This is a genomic window from Williamsia muralis NBRC 105860, assembly GCF_001598915.1.
Lineage (GTDB): Bacteria > Actinomycetota > Actinomycetes > Mycobacteriales > Mycobacteriaceae > Williamsia > Williamsia muralis.
On the sequence record NZ_BDAP01000006.1, the window covers coordinates 131024 to 152395 of the forward strand.

Annotated in this window: 18 protein-coding genes and 1 riboswitch; of the genes, 11 read left to right on the plus strand and 7 right to left on the minus strand. The window is 65.6% G+C overall.

Going from position 1 to position 21372, the window contains the following annotated elements:
* Positions 1 to 58 precede the first annotated feature (58 nt).
* From WIMU1_RS20760 to WIMU1_RS20780, 5 genes are all read left to right on the plus strand, one after another.
* Complete coding sequence (locus tag WIMU1_RS20760) at positions 59 to 667, plus strand: pentapeptide repeat-containing protein (protein WP_062800043.1); 609 nt, start codon at positions 59 to 61, stop codon at positions 665 to 667.
* Complete coding sequence (locus WIMU1_RS20765) at positions 664 to 1767, plus strand: hypothetical protein (RefSeq protein WP_062800045.1); 1104 nt, start codon at positions 664 to 666, stop codon at positions 1765 to 1767. The genes WIMU1_RS20760 and WIMU1_RS20765 overlap by 4 nt, the downstream gene beginning before the upstream one ends.
* A 64-nt stretch (positions 1768 to 1831) precedes the next feature.
* Positions 1832 to 2704, plus strand: a complete 873-nt coding sequence (locus tag WIMU1_RS20770; protein WP_062800281.1) for a bifunctional methylenetetrahydrofolate dehydrogenase/methenyltetrahydrofolate cyclohydrolase — start codon at positions 1832 to 1834, stop codon at positions 2702 to 2704.
* Positions 2705 to 2717: 13 nt separating this feature from the next.
* Positions 2718 to 3074 (plus strand): DUF3017 domain-containing protein, encoded by a 357-nt coding sequence (locus WIMU1_RS20775; protein WP_023962076.1) that lies wholly within the window; start codon positions 2718 to 2720, stop codon positions 3072 to 3074.
* A gap of 180 nt (positions 3075 to 3254) precedes the next feature.
* Positions 3255 to 4724: an Hsp70 family protein gene (locus WIMU1_RS20780; RefSeq protein WP_062800047.1), complete on the plus strand. Its 1470-nt coding sequence runs from the start codon at positions 3255 to 3257 to the stop codon at positions 4722 to 4724.
* Positions 4725 to 4763: 39 nt separating this feature from the next.
* On the opposite strand, the gene metX is transcribed toward WIMU1_RS20780, so the two are convergent.
* The gene (gene metX, locus WIMU1_RS20785) at positions 4764 to 5906 is read right to left on the minus strand and encodes a homoserine O-acetyltransferase MetX (protein WP_062800283.1); all 1143 of its coding nucleotides are present in this window, start codon (positions 5904 to 5906) and stop codon (positions 4764 to 4766) included.
* 20 nt (positions 5907 to 5926) lie between these two features.
* Positions 5927 to 7243, minus strand: a complete 1317-nt coding sequence (locus tag WIMU1_RS20790; protein ID WP_030171167.1) for a bifunctional o-acetylhomoserine/o-acetylserine sulfhydrylase — start codon at positions 7241 to 7243, stop codon at positions 5927 to 5929.
* A 56-nt stretch (positions 7244 to 7299) separates the two neighbouring features.
* Positions 7300 to 7413: riboswitch (SAM riboswitch) on the minus strand.
* A gap of 290 nt (positions 7414 to 7703) precedes the next feature.
* Here WIMU1_RS20790 and WIMU1_RS20795 point away from each other — a divergent pair.
* The 5 genes from WIMU1_RS20795 to WIMU1_RS20815 all read left to right on the plus strand — a co-directional run bounded on the left by WIMU1_RS20795 (position 7704) and on the right by WIMU1_RS20815 (position 12889).
* Positions 7704 to 8972, plus strand: a complete 1269-nt coding sequence (locus tag WIMU1_RS20795; protein ID WP_062800049.1) for an MFS transporter — start codon at positions 7704 to 7706, stop codon at positions 8970 to 8972.
* Between the two features lie 62 nt (positions 8973 to 9034).
* Positions 9035 to 9841: an exodeoxyribonuclease III gene (locus WIMU1_RS20800; protein WP_062800050.1), complete on the plus strand. Its 807-nt coding sequence runs from the start codon at positions 9035 to 9037 to the stop codon at positions 9839 to 9841.
* Positions 9842 to 9874: 33 nt separating this feature from the next.
* Complete coding sequence (trpS, locus tag WIMU1_RS20805) at positions 9875 to 10924, plus strand: tryptophan--tRNA ligase (RefSeq protein ID WP_084248440.1); 1050 nt, start codon at positions 9875 to 9877, stop codon at positions 10922 to 10924.
* Between the two features lie 53 nt (positions 10925 to 10977).
* Complete coding sequence (yhjD, locus tag WIMU1_RS20810; protein ID WP_062800053.1) at positions 10978 to 12021, plus strand: inner membrane protein YhjD; 1044 nt, start codon at positions 10978 to 10980, stop codon at positions 12019 to 12021.
* 58 nt (positions 12022 to 12079) lie between these two features.
* Positions 12080 to 12889, plus strand: a complete 810-nt coding sequence (locus tag WIMU1_RS20815) for an SDR family NAD(P)-dependent oxidoreductase (RefSeq protein ID WP_062800055.1) — start codon at positions 12080 to 12082, stop codon at positions 12887 to 12889.
* 23 nt (positions 12890 to 12912) lie between these two features.
* Here the strand turns inward: WIMU1_RS20815 and WIMU1_RS20820 are convergent, their stop codons facing one another.
* Entirely contained in the window at positions 12913 to 13980 is a 1068-nt protein-coding gene (locus WIMU1_RS20820; RefSeq protein ID WP_062800057.1) for an NAD-dependent epimerase/dehydratase family protein, read from the minus strand.
* 46 nt (positions 13981 to 14026) lie between these two features.
* Positions 14027 to 15361 (minus strand): D-alanyl-D-alanine carboxypeptidase family protein, encoded by a 1335-nt coding sequence (locus WIMU1_RS20825; protein WP_120803004.1) that lies wholly within the window; start codon positions 15359 to 15361, stop codon positions 14027 to 14029.
* 129 nt (positions 15362 to 15490) lie between these two features.
* Here WIMU1_RS20825 and WIMU1_RS20830 point away from each other — a divergent pair, with 129 nt between their 5' ends.
* The gene (locus WIMU1_RS20830) at positions 15491 to 16639 is read left to right on the plus strand and encodes a beta-mannosidase (RefSeq protein ID WP_245969064.1); all 1149 of its coding nucleotides are present in this window, start codon (positions 15491 to 15493) and stop codon (positions 16637 to 16639) included.
* Here WIMU1_RS20830 and WIMU1_RS20835 read toward each other — a convergent pair.
* From WIMU1_RS20835 to WIMU1_RS20845, 3 genes are read right to left on the minus strand one after another with little or no spacing between them, the layout of a single operon-like run.
* On the minus strand, positions 16636 to 18321 hold the full coding sequence (locus WIMU1_RS20835) for an ArnT family glycosyltransferase (protein ID WP_062800059.1): 1686 nt from the start codon (positions 18319 to 18321) through the stop codon (positions 16636 to 16638). The genes WIMU1_RS20830 and WIMU1_RS20835 overlap by 4 nt on opposite strands.
* Positions 18314 to 19879: a glycosyltransferase gene (locus WIMU1_RS20840; protein ID WP_062800061.1), complete on the minus strand. Its 1566-nt coding sequence runs from the start codon at positions 19877 to 19879 to the stop codon at positions 18314 to 18316. Before WIMU1_RS20840 ends, WIMU1_RS20835 begins: the two co-directional genes overlap by 8 nt.
* Positions 19876 to 21369, minus strand: coding sequence for a hypothetical protein (locus WIMU1_RS20845; protein ID WP_062800062.1), 1494 nt, complete (start codon positions 21367 to 21369; stop codon positions 19876 to 19878). Before WIMU1_RS20845 ends, WIMU1_RS20840 begins: the two co-directional genes overlap by 4 nt.
* Positions 21370 to 21372 lie beyond the last annotated feature (3 nt).

Consider the following 21372-nt stretch of genomic DNA (forward strand, 5'->3'; position numbering starts at 1 on the left):
ACTCACCGCCATGGAGGACTCTTCGGCGGTGTCGCCGTGGCGGTGTAGACATGCACTCATGAGCGATGAGGCCACCGTGGACGAACGGTTCGATTTTGCCGACCATTCCGGCGAGGAATGGGTGGGCCGGCAGTTCGTCGGATGCAGTTTTGTCGAATGTGACCTCAGCGAGCTGTCAACGGAGGGCACAACATTCACCGATTGCGACTTCACCGGCGCGAGTCTCGCCCGCTCCCGCCATCGGTCGAGTGCCTTCCGGAATTGTCACTTCGAGCGCACCCATCTCAACAAGGTCGAGATGGCCGACTGCAGTCTGGTCGGCTCGGTCATCACCCACTCGCGGGTGCGGCCCCTCACGATGATCGACTGCGACATGTCGCTGATGTCGATCGGCGGTCTGGACATGTCGGGCGTGGTGCTCCGGGGATGCCGCCTCCGGGAGGCGAATCTGACCGAGTCCATCTTGATCGGCGCGGATCTCTCCGGCTCAGATCTCACCGGGATCCGGGCTGTGGGTGTCAAACTCGGACAAGCGAACCTGCGCGGTGCGCGGTGCGATCCGCTGCTCTGGCTGCAGGCGTCGGTGACCGACGCCTCGGTCGATCCCGACCAGGCCATGGAGTTCGCGGTGGCACACGGTCTGCGGATCGGGGGAGGAGAGTTGTGACCCACACACCTGGTGAGGCCCGGAGGCCTGGCAACGAGCACACCAGTGCGCCGAAGAAGCCGGTCATCCACCCGGTGGCCTGGACGCCGCCTCCGGCGAACACCGCGGGCTGGCCGGCTCCGCTCACCCCTGAAGTCACGGTGATCACCCTGGACGACGATTCACCCGAAGACGTCGTCGTGGACCGCGAGGGACGGATCTACACCGGTGCCATCGGCGGCAACATCATCCGCATCGACCCGGTCGACCACTCGCGGCAGGTGGTGGCGAACACCGGTGGGCGCCCCCTGGGTATGGAGATGCTCGGCGACCACCTGTTCATCTGCGACAGCGAGCGCGGCCTGTTGCACATGGACGTCCGGTCGGGGCGCATCGACACCGTCGTCGACCAGATCGATGGCGAACGGCTGACCTTCTGTTCCAACGTGGTGGTCACCGCCGCCACCGACGGCCCCGATCCACGGCCACTCGAGCTCTACGTGACCCAGTCGACCACCCGCCATCCGTACGAGATGTACATGGCCGACATCTTCGAGCACTCGGGCGCGGGCAGACTGCTGCGCGTGGTGCTGAACGATCCCGGTGATCCGGGCTCTCACGAATCATCGACCTCACCCTGGTCGGGTACTGCTGAGGTGGTGCTGACCGGTTTGCAGTTCGCCAACGGGCTGGTCGTGCACCAGGGTCGGCTGCTGATCGCCGAGACCGGCGCCTACCGGTTACGGTCCTTCGATCTGGAGACGGGAACCGATTCGGTGGTTCTCGACGGTCTGCCCGCCTTTCCCGACAACAGTTCGCTGGCACCGGATGGTGAGCACATGTGGCTCGCCCTCGTGGCCAACCGCAACGGCACACTCGACGCCCTGGCCGGCAGACCCGGCCTGCGCAAACTGCTCTGGCGGCTGCCGGATCGTCTGTTGCCGAAGGCGGTGGCACCGATGCGTCTGCTGAAGATCCAACTGGCCACCGTCCGGGTCGTCGCGGAGTACCGGGTCCCCGTCCCCGGTTTCGGTCAGAGCACGGGTGTGGTCGAACACAACGGGCGCGTCTGGGTCGGCGGGATCGAGGCGCCCGCGGTGGCGTGGTTCGATCTCGAATGACCGCTCATCGACCCCGCGCGTGCCCCTGGCACCAGGTATCACCGACGCCTGGAACAATGGCAGCGTGAGCGCAGCCGTACTGGATGGAAAAGCCACCCGCGACGAGGTCTTCACCGACCTCAAGGCCCGCGTGGACAAACTTCGGGCCGCGGGGGTCACCCCCGGACTCGGCACGGTCCTCGTCGGTGACGACCCGGGCTCGCAGGCCTATGTCCGCGGCAAACACAACGACTGCGCCAAACTCGGGATCGCCTCCATCCGCAAGGACCTGCCGGCCGACATCACCACCGAACAGCTCAACGAGGCCATCGACGACCTGAATGCGGACCCGGCGTGCACCGGGTACATCGTGCAGTTGCCGCTGCCGAAGCACCTCGACGAGAACGCCGCCCTCGAGCGGATCGACCCGGACAAGGACGCGGACGGTCTGCACCCGATCAACCTCGGCCGGCTGGTCCTCGACGGTTCCGGAACCTCGTCCGACGCGCCACTGCCGTGTACCCCGCGGGGCATCCTGCATCTGTTGCGGCGCTACGACATCCAGATCGCCGGTGCCCACGTGGTGGTGGTCGGCCGCGGAGTCACCGTCGGCCGCCCCATCGGTCTGTTGCTGACACGGCGCACCGACAACGCCACGGTGACCCTCTGTCACACCGGTACCCGGGATCTGGCCGCCGAGGTCAGGCGCGGCGACATCGTGATAGCTGCAGCAGGTGTGGCCGGGCTGATCACCGCCGACATGGTGAAGCCGGGCGCTGCCGTGATCGACGTGGGCGTGAGCCGCACCGATGCCGGTCTGGTGGGAGATGTCGCGGCCGATGTCTGGGACGTGGCAGGCCACGTATCTCCCAATCCGGGCGGTGTCGGTCCACTCACGAGGGCGTTCCTGATGGCCAACGTCGTGGAACGCGCAGAGTCCGCGCTTGCACAGCGTTGATCGCCGACAGCAGATGACGCCCAGATCGTCCGACATCCGAGGTGGGGCCGATCGTGCCGCACGGAACCGTGCCCGGCGGCTGCACCAGGTGCGCAGGCTGCGGTGGGTTCTCGTGCAGATCCCATTCATGGCCGTCGTCGCCCTGGTCGTGATCGCAGCGGTGTTCCTGGTGTTCGACCGCTGGCGTCGTGGAGCCTTCGTCTTCGGGTCTGCTGCCCTCCTCGCAGCGCTCTTACGTGCGATTCTGCCCAGTTCGAGGGTCGGTCTCCTCGAGGTGCGTGGACGATTCGCCGACGTCGTGGCCATGTCCTTGGCCGGCGTCGCAATACTGTGGTTGGCTACCTCGATCGACCCTTTGGGCACAGATTGATTACAATCGTGTCTGTTACTGCACCAGTCGGTTGACCTGAGCCGCGACGGTCGTTGTCGATCGTCGGCCAGGAGCCGGCAACAAAAAGTGCTGGGGGGCACGCCAGGAGAGCTTGTCGCACGATGTGGAAGAACCGCATCCGCGCAGGCAGGCGACACATCAACAGTTCGGAAGAGAGCAATGAACACCTCGCTGGGCCTGTCCGCAGGCAGTGGAATGGTCCACTGCGTTCTGCTGACGACCGACGAGAGTGGTCGTGTCGATGCTCTGGGCCGGGTGATCGACGTCGACCCCACCGATGGACTGACCCGGGCCGGAAGGATCAATTCCGGCATCGATCTGATGCTCACCCAGGCGCGAGAGCGCGGCGACCGCGTCGGCACCATCGGCGTTGCCTACCGAACCGATGAGCACGCCCGGGAAATCGCGTCCAAGGGGACCGGCGCCAAACGTCAGATCCAGTTGGTCGCGGAGACCGAGGCCGTGGCGCACCAGCTGATCAGTACGGGCGAGATCAGTCGCTTCGCACAGGTGGTCGTCGTCGACCTCGGCGACACCGGGATGGGCATGTACTGCCTCGACCCGTCGAGTCGTCGCATCACCGACTACCAACGCAGCGAATCGGTTGCCGGTATCGCACTGGATTCGCTGATCGCCGATGACGTCGTGGGTTCTGGCCGCTTACGCGGACGGCGCAAGTCCACGGTGCTGAGCGCCTGCCGTACCGCCAAAGAGGAACTGTCCATCAAGGATTCGACGGCGCTGATGGTCGGTAACCGCGCCGACCCGGTGACCGTCACCCGGACCTCGCTCGAACGGCTGACCACTCCGATGGCCGAGCACGCCGCACGCGTGGTCGGCGATTACGTGAACGGGCCGCACGCCTCGGGGGCAGAAGCAGTAGTGCTCGTCGGCGGCATTGCGAACATCCCGATCTTCCGTGACCTGATCGTCGACGCCGCCGGTCTCGAGGCAGTTCTGCCCAAGGCGCCGGAGTCGGTGGCGGCCACCGGCGCCGCGAAGATCGCGGCGCGGGGACGTGGCGGTGCCGATCTGGCGTTCATCGGTGGCAGGCGCAGTCGCGATTGGCTCTCGGCCGCGCCGCTTGCCGTGTTCGGGGCCTTGCTCGCCGGCGCGCTGATGACCGTGTACGCGGTGGGTTCGTCGTTGGCGGGCAATCCGAGTACTCCGGAGTCGCAGCCACCCACGTCGTCCACCACGACCACCACGGTGGCGCCCACGACCACCGTCGAGATCTCCAGTCCGCGCGTGAGCACACCGGACCGTCCACCAGTGCAACCTCAGCCGGTGACGATCACCACCACTGTCGATCCGGCACCACCGGCCGTTGGTGGAGGTGGCGGCGGTGGCGGTGGAAACTCGGACCCGGGTTGGGCCACAACGGAATTGCCGGCCGGTACCGGACCGTCCCGGCCGTCGACGTCCACTCTGAGCCCGTCTCTGTGGCCGTTCCCGTTGCCGTCGTTCCCGTGGTCTCCGACACTGGTTCCGCCGACAAGCAATCCGAGCACGCCGCCTCCGGACAGCACGGCCATCGAGCCCCCGCCCGCCATGACACCGCCCGCGATGACGCCGATCGCCCCGACGACGATCCCAGACGCCATCGCGCCCACGCCGCAAGCGCGCTGATCGCCTGACAGGAGTCCGGCAGGAAGGTCTAGCGCTGAGTCAGCGCCGCGCCAGATCGACGGTTTTCTTCAGAAGCTCTGAGACCGCATCGAATTCGGTCAGGAATCCGTCGTGGCCGTTGGCCGAATGCACAACGTGCAAGCCGTCGACGCATCCCGGCATCAGCTCGGCCAACTCGACCTGCTGACGGATCGGGTACAGACGGTCGGAGTCGATACCGCCGACGATCACCGGCACCTCGCAGCTACGCAGCGCCGCCTCGACGCCGCCGCGACCGCGGCCGACGTCGTGGTGGTTGAGGACCTGCGAGAGCACCACGTAGCTGCCGGGATCGAACCGCTGGACCAACTTGTCGGCCTGGTGTTCGAGGTAGCTCTGGACCGCGTAACGGCCACCCTCGAGTGGATTCTCTTGTCCCTGGGGCGAATTCGCGAAGCGCTCGTCCAACTCGAGTTCGTGGCGGTAGTACATGTGCGCAATGCGCCGCGCAACTCCCAATCCCGCGGTCGGCCTGCGGCCCGTGCCGTGATAGTCGCCGCCCTGCCAATCGGGATCGGCTTGGATGGCGGCGATCTGGGTGGTCTGGGTGCCGATCTGGTCCGCGGAGGCCCGGGCGCCCACAGCCAAGATGAGTGCACTGCGCACTCGTTCGGGGTAGCCGATCACCCACTCGAGCGACCGCGCGCCGCCCATGGATCCACCGAGGACCGCTGCGACGGTGTCGATCTCGAGGGCGTCCATCAACGCGACCTCGGCCCGCACCTGGTCGAGCACGGTGATCTGCGGGAAGCGCGAACCCCACACGCGCCCTTCGGAATCGAGTGATGCCGGTCCGGTGGACCCCCGACAACCACCGAGGACGTTGGCCGAGACCACACACCATTCGTTCGTGTCGACGGCGGCGCCCGGACCGATCAGCCCATCCCACCAACCAGGGGAGGGCTGACCGGGTCCGGCCGGGCCGGTGACGTGGGAGTCACCGGTGAGCGCGTGTAGCGCCAGCACCACGTTGTCGCGCGCTTTCGAGAGTGTGCCCCACCGCTGGAAGGCGAGGGTGACGTTCTCGATGCGCTCGCCGTTGTCGAGCTCGATGGGCCCCACCGACACACTGGTCAGCTTCCCGTCAGGCAGCGACTCCCAATCCGGGTGGATTCGCGGGGGCGTGTGCGGGTCGGTGCTCAATGTCGGCTTGGGGCTCGTCGTCACTTGGCTGCGGCGAAGCCTGCGTCGAGGTCGGCAATGATGTCGGCGATGTTCTCGATGCCAACTGCCAACCGGACCAGCCCTGGGGCGACACCTGCGGCGAGCTGCTCTTCCGGCAGCAGCTGCGAGTGGGTGGTGGAGGCCGGGTGGATCACCAGCGAGCGCACGTCGCCGATGTTGGCGACATGGCTGTGCAGGGTGAGTCCTTCGACGAACCGCTTGCCGGCATCGACGCCACCGGCGATCTCGAAACCGATGATGGCGCCCTGGCCGCGCGGGGCGAGTTCCTGACCTCGCTTGTACCAGCGCGACGATTCGAGGCCGGCGTACGCGACCGACTCGACCTGAGCGTGCTCGGAGAGATACTTGGCGACGGCCTGAGCGTTGGACACGTGCCGCTCGATCCGCAGGCTCAAGGTCTCCAGACCCTGCGCGATGAGGAAGGCGTTGAACGGCGAGATCGCGGCGCCGGTGTCGCGCAGCCACTGGACCCGGGCCTTGAGCGCGTAGGCCGGTGCGCCGAGGTCTGCGAACACGGCACCGTGGTAGCTGGGGTCCGGGGTGGTGAAGCCCGGGAACAGGTCTTTGCCGTCTCGCTGTCCACGCCAGTCGAAGGTACCGCCGTCGACGATCACTCCGCCGATCGCTGTGCCGTGGCCGCCGAGGTACTTGGTTGCCGAGTGGACGACGATGTCGGCGCCGTGGGCGAGGGGATTGATCAGGTACGGGGTCGCGACGGTGTTGTCGACGATGAGGGGCAGGCCCGCCTCGTGCGCGACCGAGCTGATTCCCGGTAGATCAAGGATCTCGTTGTTGGGGTTGGAGATGGTCTCACCGAAGAATGCGCGGGTGTTCGGCTTGATCGCCGCACGCCAGCTGTCGAGATCTTCGGGATCCTCGACGAAGCCCACCTCGATGCCCAGCTTGGGCAGTGTGTAGTGGAAGAGATTGTAGGTACCGCCGTAGAGCCGCGGGCTCGACACGACGTGCCCGCCGTTTTCGACGATGTTGAGGATGGCGTAGGTCTCGGCGGCCTGACCGGACGCGACCAGGAGAGCGGCGACGCCACCCTCGAGTGCCGCGATGCGCTGCTCGACGGCATCCTGCGTCGGGTTCATGATGCGCGTGTAGATGTTGCCGGGTTCGACGAGTCCGAAGAGGTTCGCTGCGTGCTCGGTGTCACGGAAGGTGTACGAGGTGGTTTGGTAGATCGGCAATGCCCGGGCCGAGGTCTGCGAATCGGGGCTCTGACCAACATGGACCTGCTTGGTCTCGAAGCTCCAGTTGTCGGCGGGATTGACGTCAGTGTCAGACATGGCGAACTTCTTCCTTCATGGTCGGTGGTGCATCCAACTGTTGGGTCCGACCTTCGGACCCGCGCTTGCCGCGGCGAAAAACCGCTGGCCTGGTCATCACCCGGAGCACCCCACCGCGGTTGGAGGGTTGCCGATCAGCGAGCCGGGGCTTGTCGCTGATACTCATGACCTGGCGATAAGGATATAACACGCGCCACCCGGCCAAAAAAGCATCCTGCGCAGACTGATTCTGACCTTGCGTAACAGCACTTTTTGCCCGCGTGCCCGCGGTGATTCGGCGGGAGTCGACAGCTTCGTGAAGTGGCGTCAAGGCCGCGCTCGGCACGGACTGACCTCCATGGCCCGGCTGTGGGCGAGTTCACCTCACCGCAGGGAATCATCGCGGTGGGCCACGCAGTTGAAACCTTGGTTGCCCGGCAGCGTCGCCGCCTCACCCCAAGCCCCCTCGAGAGGATGAACCATGTCTGCCGTCAGTACCCCGGTTTCCACCGCGAACCCGCAGGGATGGCGGGGCTGGCGGGGAAGTCGTCGCAACGCCGTCCTGGCGCTTGCCCTCGGTGCCTTCGGGATCGGCACCACCGAGTTCGTGGCGATGGGACTGCTCCCGTCGATCGCGGATTCCCTCGGGACCACCGAACCCACCGCCGGACACGTCATCTCCGCCTACGCTCTCGGTGTCGTGGTGGGTGCACCGCTGATCGCTGCGCTGACCGCCCGGATGTCCCGGCGCACACTCCTGATCGCCTTGATGGTGGCCTTCACCATCGGCAACGCCGCCACAGTGCTCGCCCAGAGTTACGGCATGCTCATGGTGGCCCGCTTTGTCGCAGGCCTTCCCCACGGCGCCTACTTCGGGGTCGCGGCTCTGGTCGCCGCACACCTCGCCGGCCCGGATGCACGGGCCAAGGCGGTGGGGCAGGTGATGTTGGGCCTCAGCGTCGCCAACGTGATCGGCGTCCCTGCCGCCACCTGGCTCGGCAGCACTCTGGGATGGCGCGCCGCATTTGTCGTGGTGGTGGTGATCGGGCTGCTGACCATCGGTGCCCTGTCGGTGTTCCTGCCCACGTTGTCCGGCATGAAAATCACCAACCCCATCACCGAACTGGGCGCCCTCACCCGGCCTCAGGTGTGGTTCACGCTGTTCATCGGCATCGTCGGATTCGGCGGGATGTTCGCGTTCTACACCTACATCAGCACCACGCTGACCAGCGTTTCCGGAGTGTCCGAGTCATTCATCCCCATCGCACTGATGCTGTTCGGCCTCGGCATGGTCACCGGCAACATCGCCGGCGGTGCACTTGCCGATCGCGGTGTGGTCCGGGCCATCTTCATCGGGCTGGTGGCGATCACGGTGGTACTCATCCTGTTCGCGTTGCTCGCCGACAACCCGTGGGCCGCCCTGGTGCTCACGTTCCTGATCGGTGTCAGCGGGACCGCGCTGACACCGGCGTTGCAGATTCGTCTGATGGATGTCGCCGAGGACGCGCAAACGCTCGCCGCTGCGCTGAACCACTCGGCACTCAACATCGCCAACGCCGGAGGGGCATGGCTCGGCGGTCTGGTGATCGCGGCCGGGTACGGGTACCGCGCACCGTCTCTGCTCGGCGCCGGGTTGGCAGTGGCAGGTCTGCTGGTCCTGGCGCTGGCCCTCGCGTATGCCCGGCGGGTCGGGGCCAAGGCTCCGGTTCTTCCGCAGTCGGACGAGCTGGTCGCGGTCGACGCACGTTGACCCGCACGGAGTTCACGGACCGCTGCCGGTGATGTCGTGACCCGCACGTAGGGTCGTCGGACGTGACGACAATCGTGACCACGATCAACGCAAATGGCATCCGGGCAGCGGTGAAACATCGCTCTGAGCGCAACCTGGGGCTCCTGCCGTGGCTGCGCGACACCGACACCCACCACGTGCTGCTGCAGGAAACCCGGGCCACCGAAGAGCAGGTGGTCGAAGCACTCGCCCCCGCCCTCGCCGACGGGTGGCATCTCACGCTGAACGAGTCGACGGTCAAGGGTCATTCTGGTGTGGCGATCCTGTCGCGCTCGGCTCCGGACCGTGTTCGTAAGGGGTTCGGCAGCAACGAGTTCGACGGCACCGGCCGGTACGTCGAGGCCGACTTCGGTGATCTGACCGTGGCCAGTCTGTACCTGCCCAAGGGTGCTTCGGACGGCCCGAAGCGCGAGGAGAAGTTCCGGTTCCTCGATGAGTTCTCTGCCCATCTCGCGGCATTGTCGCGCAAACGCCGCGACGTGGTCATCGGTGGCGACTGGAACATCGCACCCACCGAGCTCGACCTGAAGAACGCGAAGGGAAACGTCAAGAATCCTGGCTTCCTGCCCGAGGAGCGGCAGTGGGTCGCCGGACTGCTCGAGGCCGGATGGGTCGACGCCGCCCGCGAACTGGCGGGTGAGGTACCTGGCCCGTACTCGTGGTGGAGCTGGCGCGGCAAGGCCTTCGACAACGACGCCGGCTGGCGGATCGACTACCAGCTCGCGAACAAGCGACTGGGGCAACGGGCCACCAAGTCGTATGTGCACCGGGCCGACGCCTATGACCTCCGCTGGTCCGACCACGCCCCCGTCACGGTGGAGTACTCGTGAATCCACCCGCCGCAGAATGGAAGAATCACGCAGGTGACTGAAGCGACTACCGAGACCGGGACAACAGAGCGGCGCAGACGCGTGCTGTCGGGTATCCAGCCGACCAGCGATTCGTTCCATCTGGGCAACTACCTGGGTGCTGTTCAGCAGTGGGTGGCCCTCCAGGACGAGTTCGAGGACGCCTTCTACTTCATCCCCGACATGCACGCCATCACCGCAGCGCACGACCCCAAGGCGCTCCGCGACCGGTCACGCCGCAGTGTTGCCCAACTGCTCGCCCTGGGCGTCGATCCGGATCGCGCGACCATCTATCTGCAGTCCCACGTGCCGCAGATCGCGCAGGTGACCTGGGTGCTGTCGTGCATCACCGGGTTCGGCGAAGCCAGCCGGATGACGCAGTTCAAGGACAAGTCGGCGAAGCAGGGTGTGGACCATGCGAGCGTGGGTCTGTTCACCTACCCGATCTTGATGGCCGCCGACATCCTCACGTTCGGGGTGGACCAGGTCCCCGTCGGCGAGGATCAGCGCCAGCACCTCGAACTGACGCGAAACCTGGCGCAACGGTTCAACTCCCGCTTCGGCAAGACGTTTGTGGTGCCGGAGGCGTACATCGTGGCCGAGACGGCCAAGATCTACGACCTGCAGAATCCGACGGCCAAGATGAGCAAATCCGCCGAATCCGATTCGGGCTTGATCAACCTCCTCGACGACCCCAAACGGTCGGCCAAGAAGCTGCGCTCCGCGGTGACGGACAACGGTCGCGACATCGTCTTCGACCGGGAGAACAAACCAGGGGTGAGCAACCTGCTGACCATCCAGTCGGCACTGACCGGCAAGTCCGTCGACGATCTCGTCGCCGGGTACGCCGGCCAGGGTTATGGCCAGCTCAAGGTGGACACGGCAGAGGCGTTGAGCGAGTTCGTGATTCCGCTGCGCGCGCGATTCGACGAACTGATGGCCGAGCGCGCCGAGATCGACCGGGTGCTGGCCGCTGGGGCCGATCGTGCCCGTGACGTCGCGTCCCGCACCGTGCAGAAGGTGTATGACAAAGTCGGATTCGCCGCTCCGGTGGCACCCGACTGACCAGACGCTCGCCAGACGCCAAGGGCTCGACGGACGAACCGAACGGGGATTCGATGTCCACTCCAGAGACAGACAAAGCGTCCGAGAAGCCGTCCTTCCTGGACAGGCAGCGCGCGCAGCGGCCGTGGCTTGATCACCTGGTGGCTGCGGGCACGCGTTACCAGGACAGCAAGGGGGACTTCTTCGCTGCGGGCGCAACCTATTTCAGTGTGTTCGCCCTGTTTCCGCTGCTGATGATCGGGTTCGCCACCGCGGGCTTCGTGTTCGCGGGCAACCCCGACCTCCTGGACAAGGCGAAGGACGAGATCGCCGAGTCCGTGGACGGCAGCATGAGTCAGCAGCTGACCGATCTGATGGACCAGGCGATCGAGTCACGTACCACCATCGGGGTCGTCGGGTTGGTGGTCGCGCTGTACGCAGGACTGGGGTGGATGGCCAACCTGCGCAACGCACTGACCGTCCAGTGGGGACCCGAGCCGGAGTCCGCAGGGATGGTGAAGACCAAGCTGGCCGACCTCGGTGCGCTGGCGGGACTGTTCCTCGCGATCGTCCTGACGTTCTCCCTTTCGGCGTTGTCCAGCAGCGGACTCACACTGAAGATCCTCGAGTGGTTAAGTGCCGACGACCTGCCCGGGGTGTCGGTGGGCATCCGGGCCGTGTCGTATGTGTTGTCGATCCTTGCGTCGTGGTTGCTGTTCACCTGGGTCATCGCGAAGTTGCCCAGGGTGGCACTGCCGCTCCGGAATGCGGCCAAGGCCGGCCTGCTGACTGCCGTGGTCTTCGAGATCTTCAAATTCGTGGCCTCGTTCTACCTCAAATCGGTCCTGACGGGTCCGGCGGGGGCGACCTTCGGGCCGATCCTGGGAATCATGGTCTTCGCCTTCATCACCACACGGATCATCTTGTTCGCCACGGCGTGGGCTGCCACTGATCCGATCAATCGCAAATTCGAAGCGACGCGGGTCCCCGATCCGGTGGTCATCAGTCCTCGGGTCGACGTCCGCGATGGCTTGTCCCCGCGAGGCACCGTGGCCGCCATCGGGGCGGGAGTCGTCACCGCGCTGGGCATCTCGGCATTACGGGGACGCAAACGCTGAGAGTGTCCCGGGTTCGCCGCACCGATTGACACCACGCGGTATCGGGTACGCACACGTCATGACGAATTCGCCCAGCACACCAACCGGTAAACCACTTGCCCTCGTGACCGGCGCCTCGAGCGGAATCGGCTACGAACTCGCGGCACTGTTCGCCGCAGATGGTTACGACCTCATCGTCGCTGCCGACAGCGAGAAGATCGACGCCGCCGCCGAGCGTCTCGGTGAGACCGGTGCTCATGTTCGGTCGGTCACCGCCGATCTGCGGACCGAGGACGGCGTGGCGCAGGTCTACGCAGCTGTCGCAGCAGACGAACGCCCCTTGGCCGCAGCGGCACTCAACGCAGGTGTCGGGCGGGGCGGCGCCTTCCTCGACACCCCGTTGCCCGACACCATGTCGGTCATCGACCTCAACGTGACATCGACGGTGCATCTGACCAAACTCGTCCTCGAGGACATGGTGCGGCGCAATGAGGGCAAGCTCCTGGTCACGTCGTCGATCGCTTCCACGATGCCGGGGCCGTATCAGGCGGTGTACAACGCGTCGAAGTCCTTTGTGCAGTCGTTTGTCGAAGCGCTGCAAGGGGAGTTGAGTGACAGCGCGGTCACCGTCACATCACTGATGCCGGGTCCCACGGGCACCAACTTCTTCCATCGGGCGCAGATGGACGACACGAAGATGGGGCAGGCGAAGAAGGACGACGCCGGTGAGGTAGCGCGCCAAGGTTATGAGGCGATGATGAGCGGGAAGCGCAAAGTGGTGGCGAGCTCCATCATGTCGAAGGCGATGGCGGCGGTAGACGCTGTGACGCCGGACGTCGCGAAAGCGGCAGCGCACAAGTTCTTGGCCCGGCCGGGGTCGGGACGCTGACGCGGGCCGGATGAGCTTGTCGCTCAGGCTTTGTCGCGGGTGGCCACGCCACGGCCGCTGAGTACCTTGCCCACTTCGCCGATGAGGTTGCGGCGTCGCAGCGGGGGGCTCGCCCCGTCCTCGGATTCGAGCACGGCATCCACTGATTGTTCGATGGTCTCTGTTCCGCTGAACCTGGGAGCCCAGTCGAGTTCCTGCCGTGCTCGGGTGCAATCGAGAAGGGGTACCTGGTAGGCCAACTCGATCCAGCCCCGGTCCACCGGTTGCACGTGCAGCCGCCACGACAGGGCAACCGCGCCGGCGACCACCGGCTTCGGAACGTGAATTAGACGGGCGCCCAGCGCTGTGGCGATGTCGGCCGCGGTCACCGGCGGATCGGAGGCGAGGTTGAAGGCGCCGTGAGCGCGTCGATCGATGATGGTGCCGATCGCCACGGCAACGTCGCGCGCATGGACCGCGGGGATGGTCAACGAGCGATCCAGGGGCACCATCGGGAGCATCTTGAGCAGACCAGCGGGGAAGTAACCGGGGAGGGCGTAACGGAGCAGTTCGGCGCCGATTCCTCCTTGGCCGATGAAGCCGGGTCGAAGTCTGGCAACGGGCGGGGTGTTCGGATGTGTCTGCTCCCACTCGTCGATCGACCGTTCCGCGTCGACCTTGCCGATGCTGTAGACCGACTCCTTGACGCCTGATCGCGACCACGATTCATCGACAGCGCGATGATCGTCGACGCCGCTGTACACCGCGCCCGACGACATGTGCACCAGGTGACCGATGCCGGCGGCCGCGGAGGCGGCGAGCACATTGCCGGTGCCCTGCACTCCGGTCGCACGCAATCGGCCCACGCGATGCGACGGCTGGAATTGCCACGCCAGGTGGACAACAACATCGACCCCTTCGAACGCCGCTGTCAGTTGTCGGACCGCTTCCCGGCCACCGACGTCTATCGCAAGCCATCTGGCGCTGTCATACGGCGGCACCGACTGGGGAACCCGTCGCGCGATCCCGATCAGGTCATGTCCGGACCCGGCGAGCTCGGACAGGAGTGCGGTGCCCAGGTTGCCGCTGGCTCCGGTGATGGCGATACGCATGCCGCAGCATTACCCCGCGCGTTCTGATCGCAACCGGGCCGAGGTGTCAGCGCCGCCTGTTCACCCGTGCCCCGGCGTAGACCAGCCCGATGACAACCAGTGCTCCGACAAGCCCGATGGTGATCCGGGCCGTCCATGACGACCGGCCCGAATCCTGCACGGATGGGGACCTGGCCACGTCTTCGTCGGTGCCACCGGAGTACTCCACCGAACTAGGCGATGCGGGATCGTCGGTGAGCGAGCCGACGAACAGATCCGGTGACTGGGCGAATCCGTAGTCGAGCATTGCCTCGGCCTGTCGCCAGAACGAGCCGTAGGAGTCGTTGAGGCCGTACATCTGGACCACAAGGATGGTGCGTCCTTCCCGCTCCGCCGCGCCCACGAAGGTCTTTCGGGCATCGTCGGTGTAGCCCGTCTTGCCTGCCACGGTGCCGGGATAGTCGTACAGAAGCTGGTTCATGTTGTAGACGTCGATCCCGGGATCCCCGGCAGGAGTCGACTGTGTGGTGGTCTCGGCGACCGCGCCGTCGACGCTCTGGTCAGTGGGGGTGGGCGTCGGCATGCCTGGGTAGCCGGGAAACCTCATCTGCGTCTGCTGCGAGATCTCCACGAAGTCGTCGTTCTTCAGGGCCTCGGCGAAGATGAGCGCCTCGTCGTACGGGGAGCTGCTCATCCCGGGACCGTCCAGACCGGAGGCCGACGCCGCCCGTGTGTCCAGGGCGCCCAGCTCGCGGGCTTTCTCGTTCATCCTGTCGACTGTCTCCTCCGGGCCGCCGAGAGCGCGGGCCAGGGCGTTGGCGCAGTCGTTGCCGGACACCATCATCAGACCTGCCAGGAGTTCGCGCACCGTGTAGACGCCACCCGGCCCGACACCGGCAGCATCGCCCTCCACCTCGTCGTCCTCCTGCGTTCCGGTGACCGTGTCGTCGAGATCCAACTCGTCGAGAACCACCAGGATCAGCAGGACCTTGATGGTGCTGGCGGGACGGTACCGACCGTGAGGGTCTTTGGCCGCCAGTACCTTGCCTGCGGTCAGATCGGCGATCAGCCAACCTGCCGCGGTGAGTCCGGCGGGTGGGGGAGCCGCATCCGGGGCTGTGACCACGCCACATCCGCCGAGTGCTTCACCACCGACCGGTGGGCTGGGCACGGGCAGAGGTGCAGGTGAAGATGAGCCCGGCGGAACCACCTCGGATTCGTCGACAGGAGGAATCGGCAGCGTCCTGTACGGGCAGCTGTCGGTGATGGTCTCGGGTGCCGGCGCACCTGCGGTCGGTGTGCCCTGGATCGGCGCAGCGGTCACCTCGGCGGCGCCGAGCGAGAGAGACGTCAGCATCACCACGGTCGCCAGGGCTGCGGCACGCGCCATCGATCGGATCATCGCCTGCAGGGTACCCGGGTCCGCAGACCGGGTGTGCTGCCTGCCCGCAGTGTCCGTATTCAACCGACCCAGTGGTTTGCGAGCGGTAACGGCCGTCGAATTGTCGTTTATCCGAGTACGATTCGCTGAGTGACCCCCGCCGAGAGCACCGTCCTCGGGACGCGCCTGCCCGGCCGGCTGTGTCTGGCGGCGATTGCCGTTGTCCTCGCAGTGGTCATCGGGACGGCCGGGTGCGGATCGCCGGAATCCGAACAGGGTCCGTCCGTCGCGCAGTCTAGGGTGACCGCGACTGCCAAGGGATTGACCCTGGACGGAAAACCTTGGTGGCCCATCGGTTTCGCGGCCTATCAACTGGGTACCGATTGGCAACTCAACGAAGGTTGTGGCGCTCAGGTCGATCTGAACAAGTATTTCGCCTCGCTGCCCCCGAACGCGGTCACCCGGTTCAATCTCTTCTCGTCGTTCGCCAGGGACAAGGACACCGGTGAGATCGACTTCGGACGCCTGGACAAGATCTTCCAGGAGGCTGCCGACCACGACCAGATGCTCGTCGCGGTGCTCTCGGCGGGTGAGGGTGTCTGTGAGGACTTCGAATTCAAGGATCACTCGTGGTTCGCCGACCGCTGGGACGATCCCGCGACAGACGATTCGCCGATGGCATATGCGTCCTGGCTGGATGCGGCGGTGGCCCGGTGGGGAAACTCTCGCGCGCTCGCCGGGTGGGAATTGGTCGGGGAGGCCGAGCCGAGCAATTGCAACGACAGTCGGTGTTCGTGGCAGAACCGGCTCTGTCCGCCGCGTTCGGCCGAAGTGCTCCGGAAGTTCTTCGATGTCGCCGGTGCCCGGCTGCGTGCACTCGACCCGGACACGCCCATCTGGGCCGGGCTCGCAGGCGGCGGTCAGTGTGGTTCGCGCGGCGACGAGTACCAGTATGTCGCTGCATCGCCGGGGATCGACGTACTCGATTACCACGACTACGGGCCGCGGGGTGAGCCGCTGCCGGGAACGGCGACCGACGGACTGCAGCGACGGATCCAACAGGCCGGTCTGGTCGGCAAACCGCTGGTGGTTGCCGAGATGGGCCAGATGGCGGGGTCGTGTGGGCCGTTGCAGGGCCGGGCGGACGACCTGACGCGGAAGATCACCGCCCAACGGGCAGCGGGCACCGCCGGTGCGTTGTTCTGGGCGTTTGTGCCCGACCCCCGGCTCGGCGAGTGCACGCTCGACATCGGCCCCGGGGATCCCATCTTTGCCGTGATCCGGGCGTTGAGTCCCTAGAGCGTCGGAGCTTCCTCAACCCGGTAGACCCGCCAATCGGGCTGATCCTCACCGTCATTGGGTACCTCGAGCTCCAGAGTCGCGATGTCGGCGCCGGTTTCGTACAACGTCGGATACCGCAGGTTCACCGCGTCGGACTCACCGCGACCGGTGTTGGGCACCGACAACAGGTATCGGACCTCATTTCTGCTGGGGTCGTTCAGGTAGGCGGTGAAATCCAGATCAGAGGGGACCACAAAGGTCTTGGGCTTTCGAGATGCGGCGACAACAGCGAATCCGTAGACGGTGTCGGTCAGCACCGAGCCCTCGGGCAGGTCGAGGCTGTCGAGATACTTCGCCAGCTCTCGTTCGGTGGAAAACGTTGACGCAATGCGGTGTTCGGTTGCCTTGCGTTCGGTGACGTTGTCCGGGTCCGGGTCGAGCACCGCACCCAGCGCATACTCCTGCGGGGCATATTTGGGTTTGCTCATGCCGTACGCCGAGGCGGGCACGGTGATCGCCACCAAGACAACGGCCACTGCGAGTCCAGGCCACGTGCGGGCAGAACCCACCCGGTGGCGAGCGGGCGAACGGCGGGCCTGCGGTGGTTGCGGTGCGTACTTGCCCCGCCGTTTTGTGATCGTGCACGCGCGCGCAGGGACCAGCAGGATGGCGAGCGTGGCGGCCAACGGGATCGCGACGATGTAGAACCGCAGGAAGCCAAAGGTCGATCCACTGGCATAGCTGTACCCCTGGAAGCCCAGAACGCTACCGAACAACACGATCGGCACCAGCAGCGGAGCCCAGTCGCCACGCCACCATCCGGCGACTCCGGCAGCGAGGGCCAGCGGGATAAGCGTCGGTGCCAGGAGCACAGTGGACACCACCGCGAACTCGACACCGGGCACGAAATCTGTTCCACCGCCTTCGGACTGCTGGAGAATCGCCGAGTTGCCGTACTGAGAACTGAACTGTGCAAACGCCTGGCCCGTGATGAGCCAGCTGCTCGCAGCCCAGCCGATGAAGGCGAAAAAGCCCGGTGCGGCGACCAATCCGCCGTCCAGCAGGGCTCGTCGCCATCGCAGCCGCGGCGAGGCGCGGATGGCCGTGGTCGCTGCGACGAGCAGCGAGGCACAGGCGATGGCGGCGACGGCGTCATAACGGGTGAGGTAACCCAGACCCAGCGAGATGCCGGCAGCCGCGAGGTGGTGAACGTCGTCGTCTGTGGTCCAGGCGATCAGCCGGCGCACCGCCCAGCACACGAAGAACACAAATGGCGCCTCGCTCATACCGTTCGACCCGTAGAAGACGATCATGGGGTTGAACGCGAACAGCGCGGTGACGATCAAGGCGAACGACCGCGGCAGTCCACGGTCCGCGGCAGTTGCGAAGATCTGTACCGCGGCACCGGACATGAAGGCCGCCGACATGAGCACCCCGGAAAAGGCTCGTTCGGTCAACGGTGCCCACAGTGGGCTGAATGCCACTGCGGGCAACTGGATCAGCGAGGTCAGAGGCGTGAAGACGAAACCGATGGCCGCGACGTGCGGGTCGCGACTGAACAGAACGGTTTGTGCCGCAGACACCCGGGACAGCGAGTCGCCGATGATGAATCCTTCACGCACGCACAGTACGTAGCCGACCACCACGTAGACGGCGAGACTGACGAAGTAGATGGTCCGGCCGAGTCCGCGATCAGACATTGCCGCCCGCCGCGTCGAGGGGAACCTGGCTCGGCCCGGTCTTCGATGCGGCTGCCGCCGCATCTGGTTGTCCGACACCGGAGTCGCTGTCCGGCTTCGCGGACAACCCATGGAAGGTCTTCTCCCAGTACGAGGGATTGCGGATCAGCTGGTAACACCCTTTTGCCGACGCCACACTCATCATCACCCAGTAGAGCGGCACGGTCAGGGCAGGCAACAGCAGATCGGGACGATCGTCTTCGCGCAGCGCGATCAGGTTCATGTAGATGGTGGCGCCGTTGCCGAAGATCAGCGACACCAGCGCCGGGAAATAGATGTACCAGGGGAAGACTTCGCCGATGACCGCGGGCTGGCCGAGAAACCACGAGACGGTGATCAACCAGAAGACGAGATTGAGGCATGCGATGACGGGTGTACCGGCCAACAGCAAGGTGAAACGGATGAAACTCACGGTACCGATCGCCCGCCACAGGCCCACCGGACGTCGGACATGCACCAGCCAGGTCTGCAGATAGCCCTTGTACCACCGTGATCGCTGGCGGACCCAGTTGATGGGATCGCTGTTGGCCTCTTCCAGAGTCACCGAATCGATGACGGCGGTGCGGTAGCCGGTCTCGGCGATGCGGACACCGAGGTCGGCGTCTTCGGTGACGTTGAACGGGTCCCACGCACCGATCTCACGGAGTACCGAGCGCCGGAGATGATTGGACGTGCCGCCCAACGGGATCGGGGCCTTGCTCCGCATCAGGCCCGGCAACAGGTATCCGAACCACAGTCCGTACTCGGCGGTGAACCACCCGGTGAGCATGTTCTGCCTGCCGTTGTGGAACGCGAGTTTGGCCTGGACGCACGCCACCGAATCGTCCTCTGAGGCAAAGGCTGCCACCACGCGCCGGAGCTGAAGGGGATCGGGCAGGTCCTCGGCGTCATAGATGGTGACGATCTCACCGGTTGCCAGGTGCAGACCGTAGTTGCAAGCCTTCGGTTTGGTTCGGGGGTCGGCCGCCGGGACCAGCACGATGGTGATCATCTCGACGTCCTGACACCCCTCGGCCGCCGAGATCGTGACGTCGTCATCGGCCTCGAGCAACAACAGGACCTGCAACTTGTCCGACGGGTACTCGAGCGCGGCCATCGCGCCGATGAGATCGGCAACCACCTCTGGTTCGTTGTAGGCGGGTACCAGGATGGTGTATAGCGGGAGGTCGGCGTCGGGGATGGCCCGGGCCCGTTCGTCGCTGATGTTGATCGGGCCCGATGCCAGCCCGCGCCGGAACAGCAGCAGCCTGTCGATCATCGACCAGACGTAACCGAGGGTGCAGACACCGATCAGGGCAGTTGCTGTCGGAATGGGTTGCCAGATGGCGAACCCGACAACCACCACGAGGAGCCCGATCAGGAAGTTCTTCTGCCATCCCAGAACTGCGATCGACGCCGATCTGAGCGGATCGGCCTCACGGAGCCCCTCGATGGCATCGTGCAACGCCGCGGCCTTGAACTCCTCACTCAGTTCACCGGGAACCGAGGGACCCGTGGGGTGCTCCGGTGGCCCCGTCATGCGGGTACCTGCTTCTTGAGCGGCGCGAGCTGCGCCTCGACCAGGTCTCTACCGAACTCGGTGAGCAGCCCCTCGTCCTTGAACACGGGGTCGTTGTTGGTCACCACAGAATTGCCGCGGAGCAGCACGGTGAAGACCGTGTTGAGGTTGCTGACCAGTGCGTTGGCCGGCTCGGGAAATGGCGCATTCGCCTCGTGGTTGTCGACGGTAAGCACGGTCACCCGCTGTGCGGCGCCGCCGTTTTCCCAGGTCCAGGTGAGCTTGGTCCAGGTGACGAGCAGCTTGTCGTCGACCACCGCGTACATCCGCCCGATGATCCCGTTACCGAGGTTGACGTCACGTCCTGCACTGGAGCGGGTCTGCGACATGTCGTAGAGGACGTTGTCGGGGTAGATCGTGAACGAGATCGGCCGCCGGCTGGTGACGCTGTCGACCACCACCTCCCGCGGGCGGGACAGCTTGTCCCACTCGAAGTTCCCCTCTTCCGCGAGCATTCGCTGCCGGATCAGGACCGAGTTGGTGCCGAAGAACCTCTTGACCCACCGGTATTCGACGGTGCTCGTCGTCTGCCACTGCGGAGGGGAGATGAGCGGTGTACGGAACGGAAGGCCGTCCACCTGACGTACCGGGGGAAGGCTGGGAACGGGAAGCGTGATGAAGGCCAGAAGAATTGCGATGACCCCGACCACCGGCACCGATCGCCACACCTCGCCGGCGGTCAACGGGTTGATCGACCGTTCGAGTGGACGTTTCTTCTCTCCCCGGCGTGAGTAGAAGTAGAGACCGAGGCTGACCACCACCGTTGCGGTCAGTGTGGGCGTCTGCTGGTACACCATCACCGGCGCATTGGGATAGAACTCGATGAGTACCAACAGGATTGCGCCACCGACCGCAAACGTCAACGCCGCGCCGGTCACCGCGCGTTGCCAGGTGCGTCCGACGGCGATGGCGGTCGCGAACGCAGCAAGTCCGAGGGCGACCAGCCCGGCGATCTGACGGCCGCCACCAAGGGTGATCACCATGATCCGATAGGGCAGCGGGAACATCATGAGCAGCAGGAGCCATACCCACGCGAATCGGGTGACCGGCCGAAGACCGAACAGCATGATGCTGGCGCTGATGAGGAAGATCCACATCGCGAGCAGATCGAGATGGAGAAGGCTGAAGTCGTCCGAGTATCGGCGCAGCAGAACGCCTTTGATGAGCAGTGCCAGTACCAGCCCCATGAACCCGACGATCACGTCCGTCTGCCGGTCGTGAATCGGCAACTCGCCGGTACGGCGCCGGGCCACGCCCTGCGCCGCCAGCAACGCCAGCCACGGCACCGAGAAGACGTAGCCGATCAAACTACCCGAGTACGCCTCTTCGGAGATGTCGCGCCACGTCGAGTAGAAGGCGATGAACGTTGCGGCGAGAATGATGGCCCATCGCAGCGCGATTCGCGATGCGGGGTGCCACCGCGAGAAGATCGATCCGGACGACGCCGCCACGGA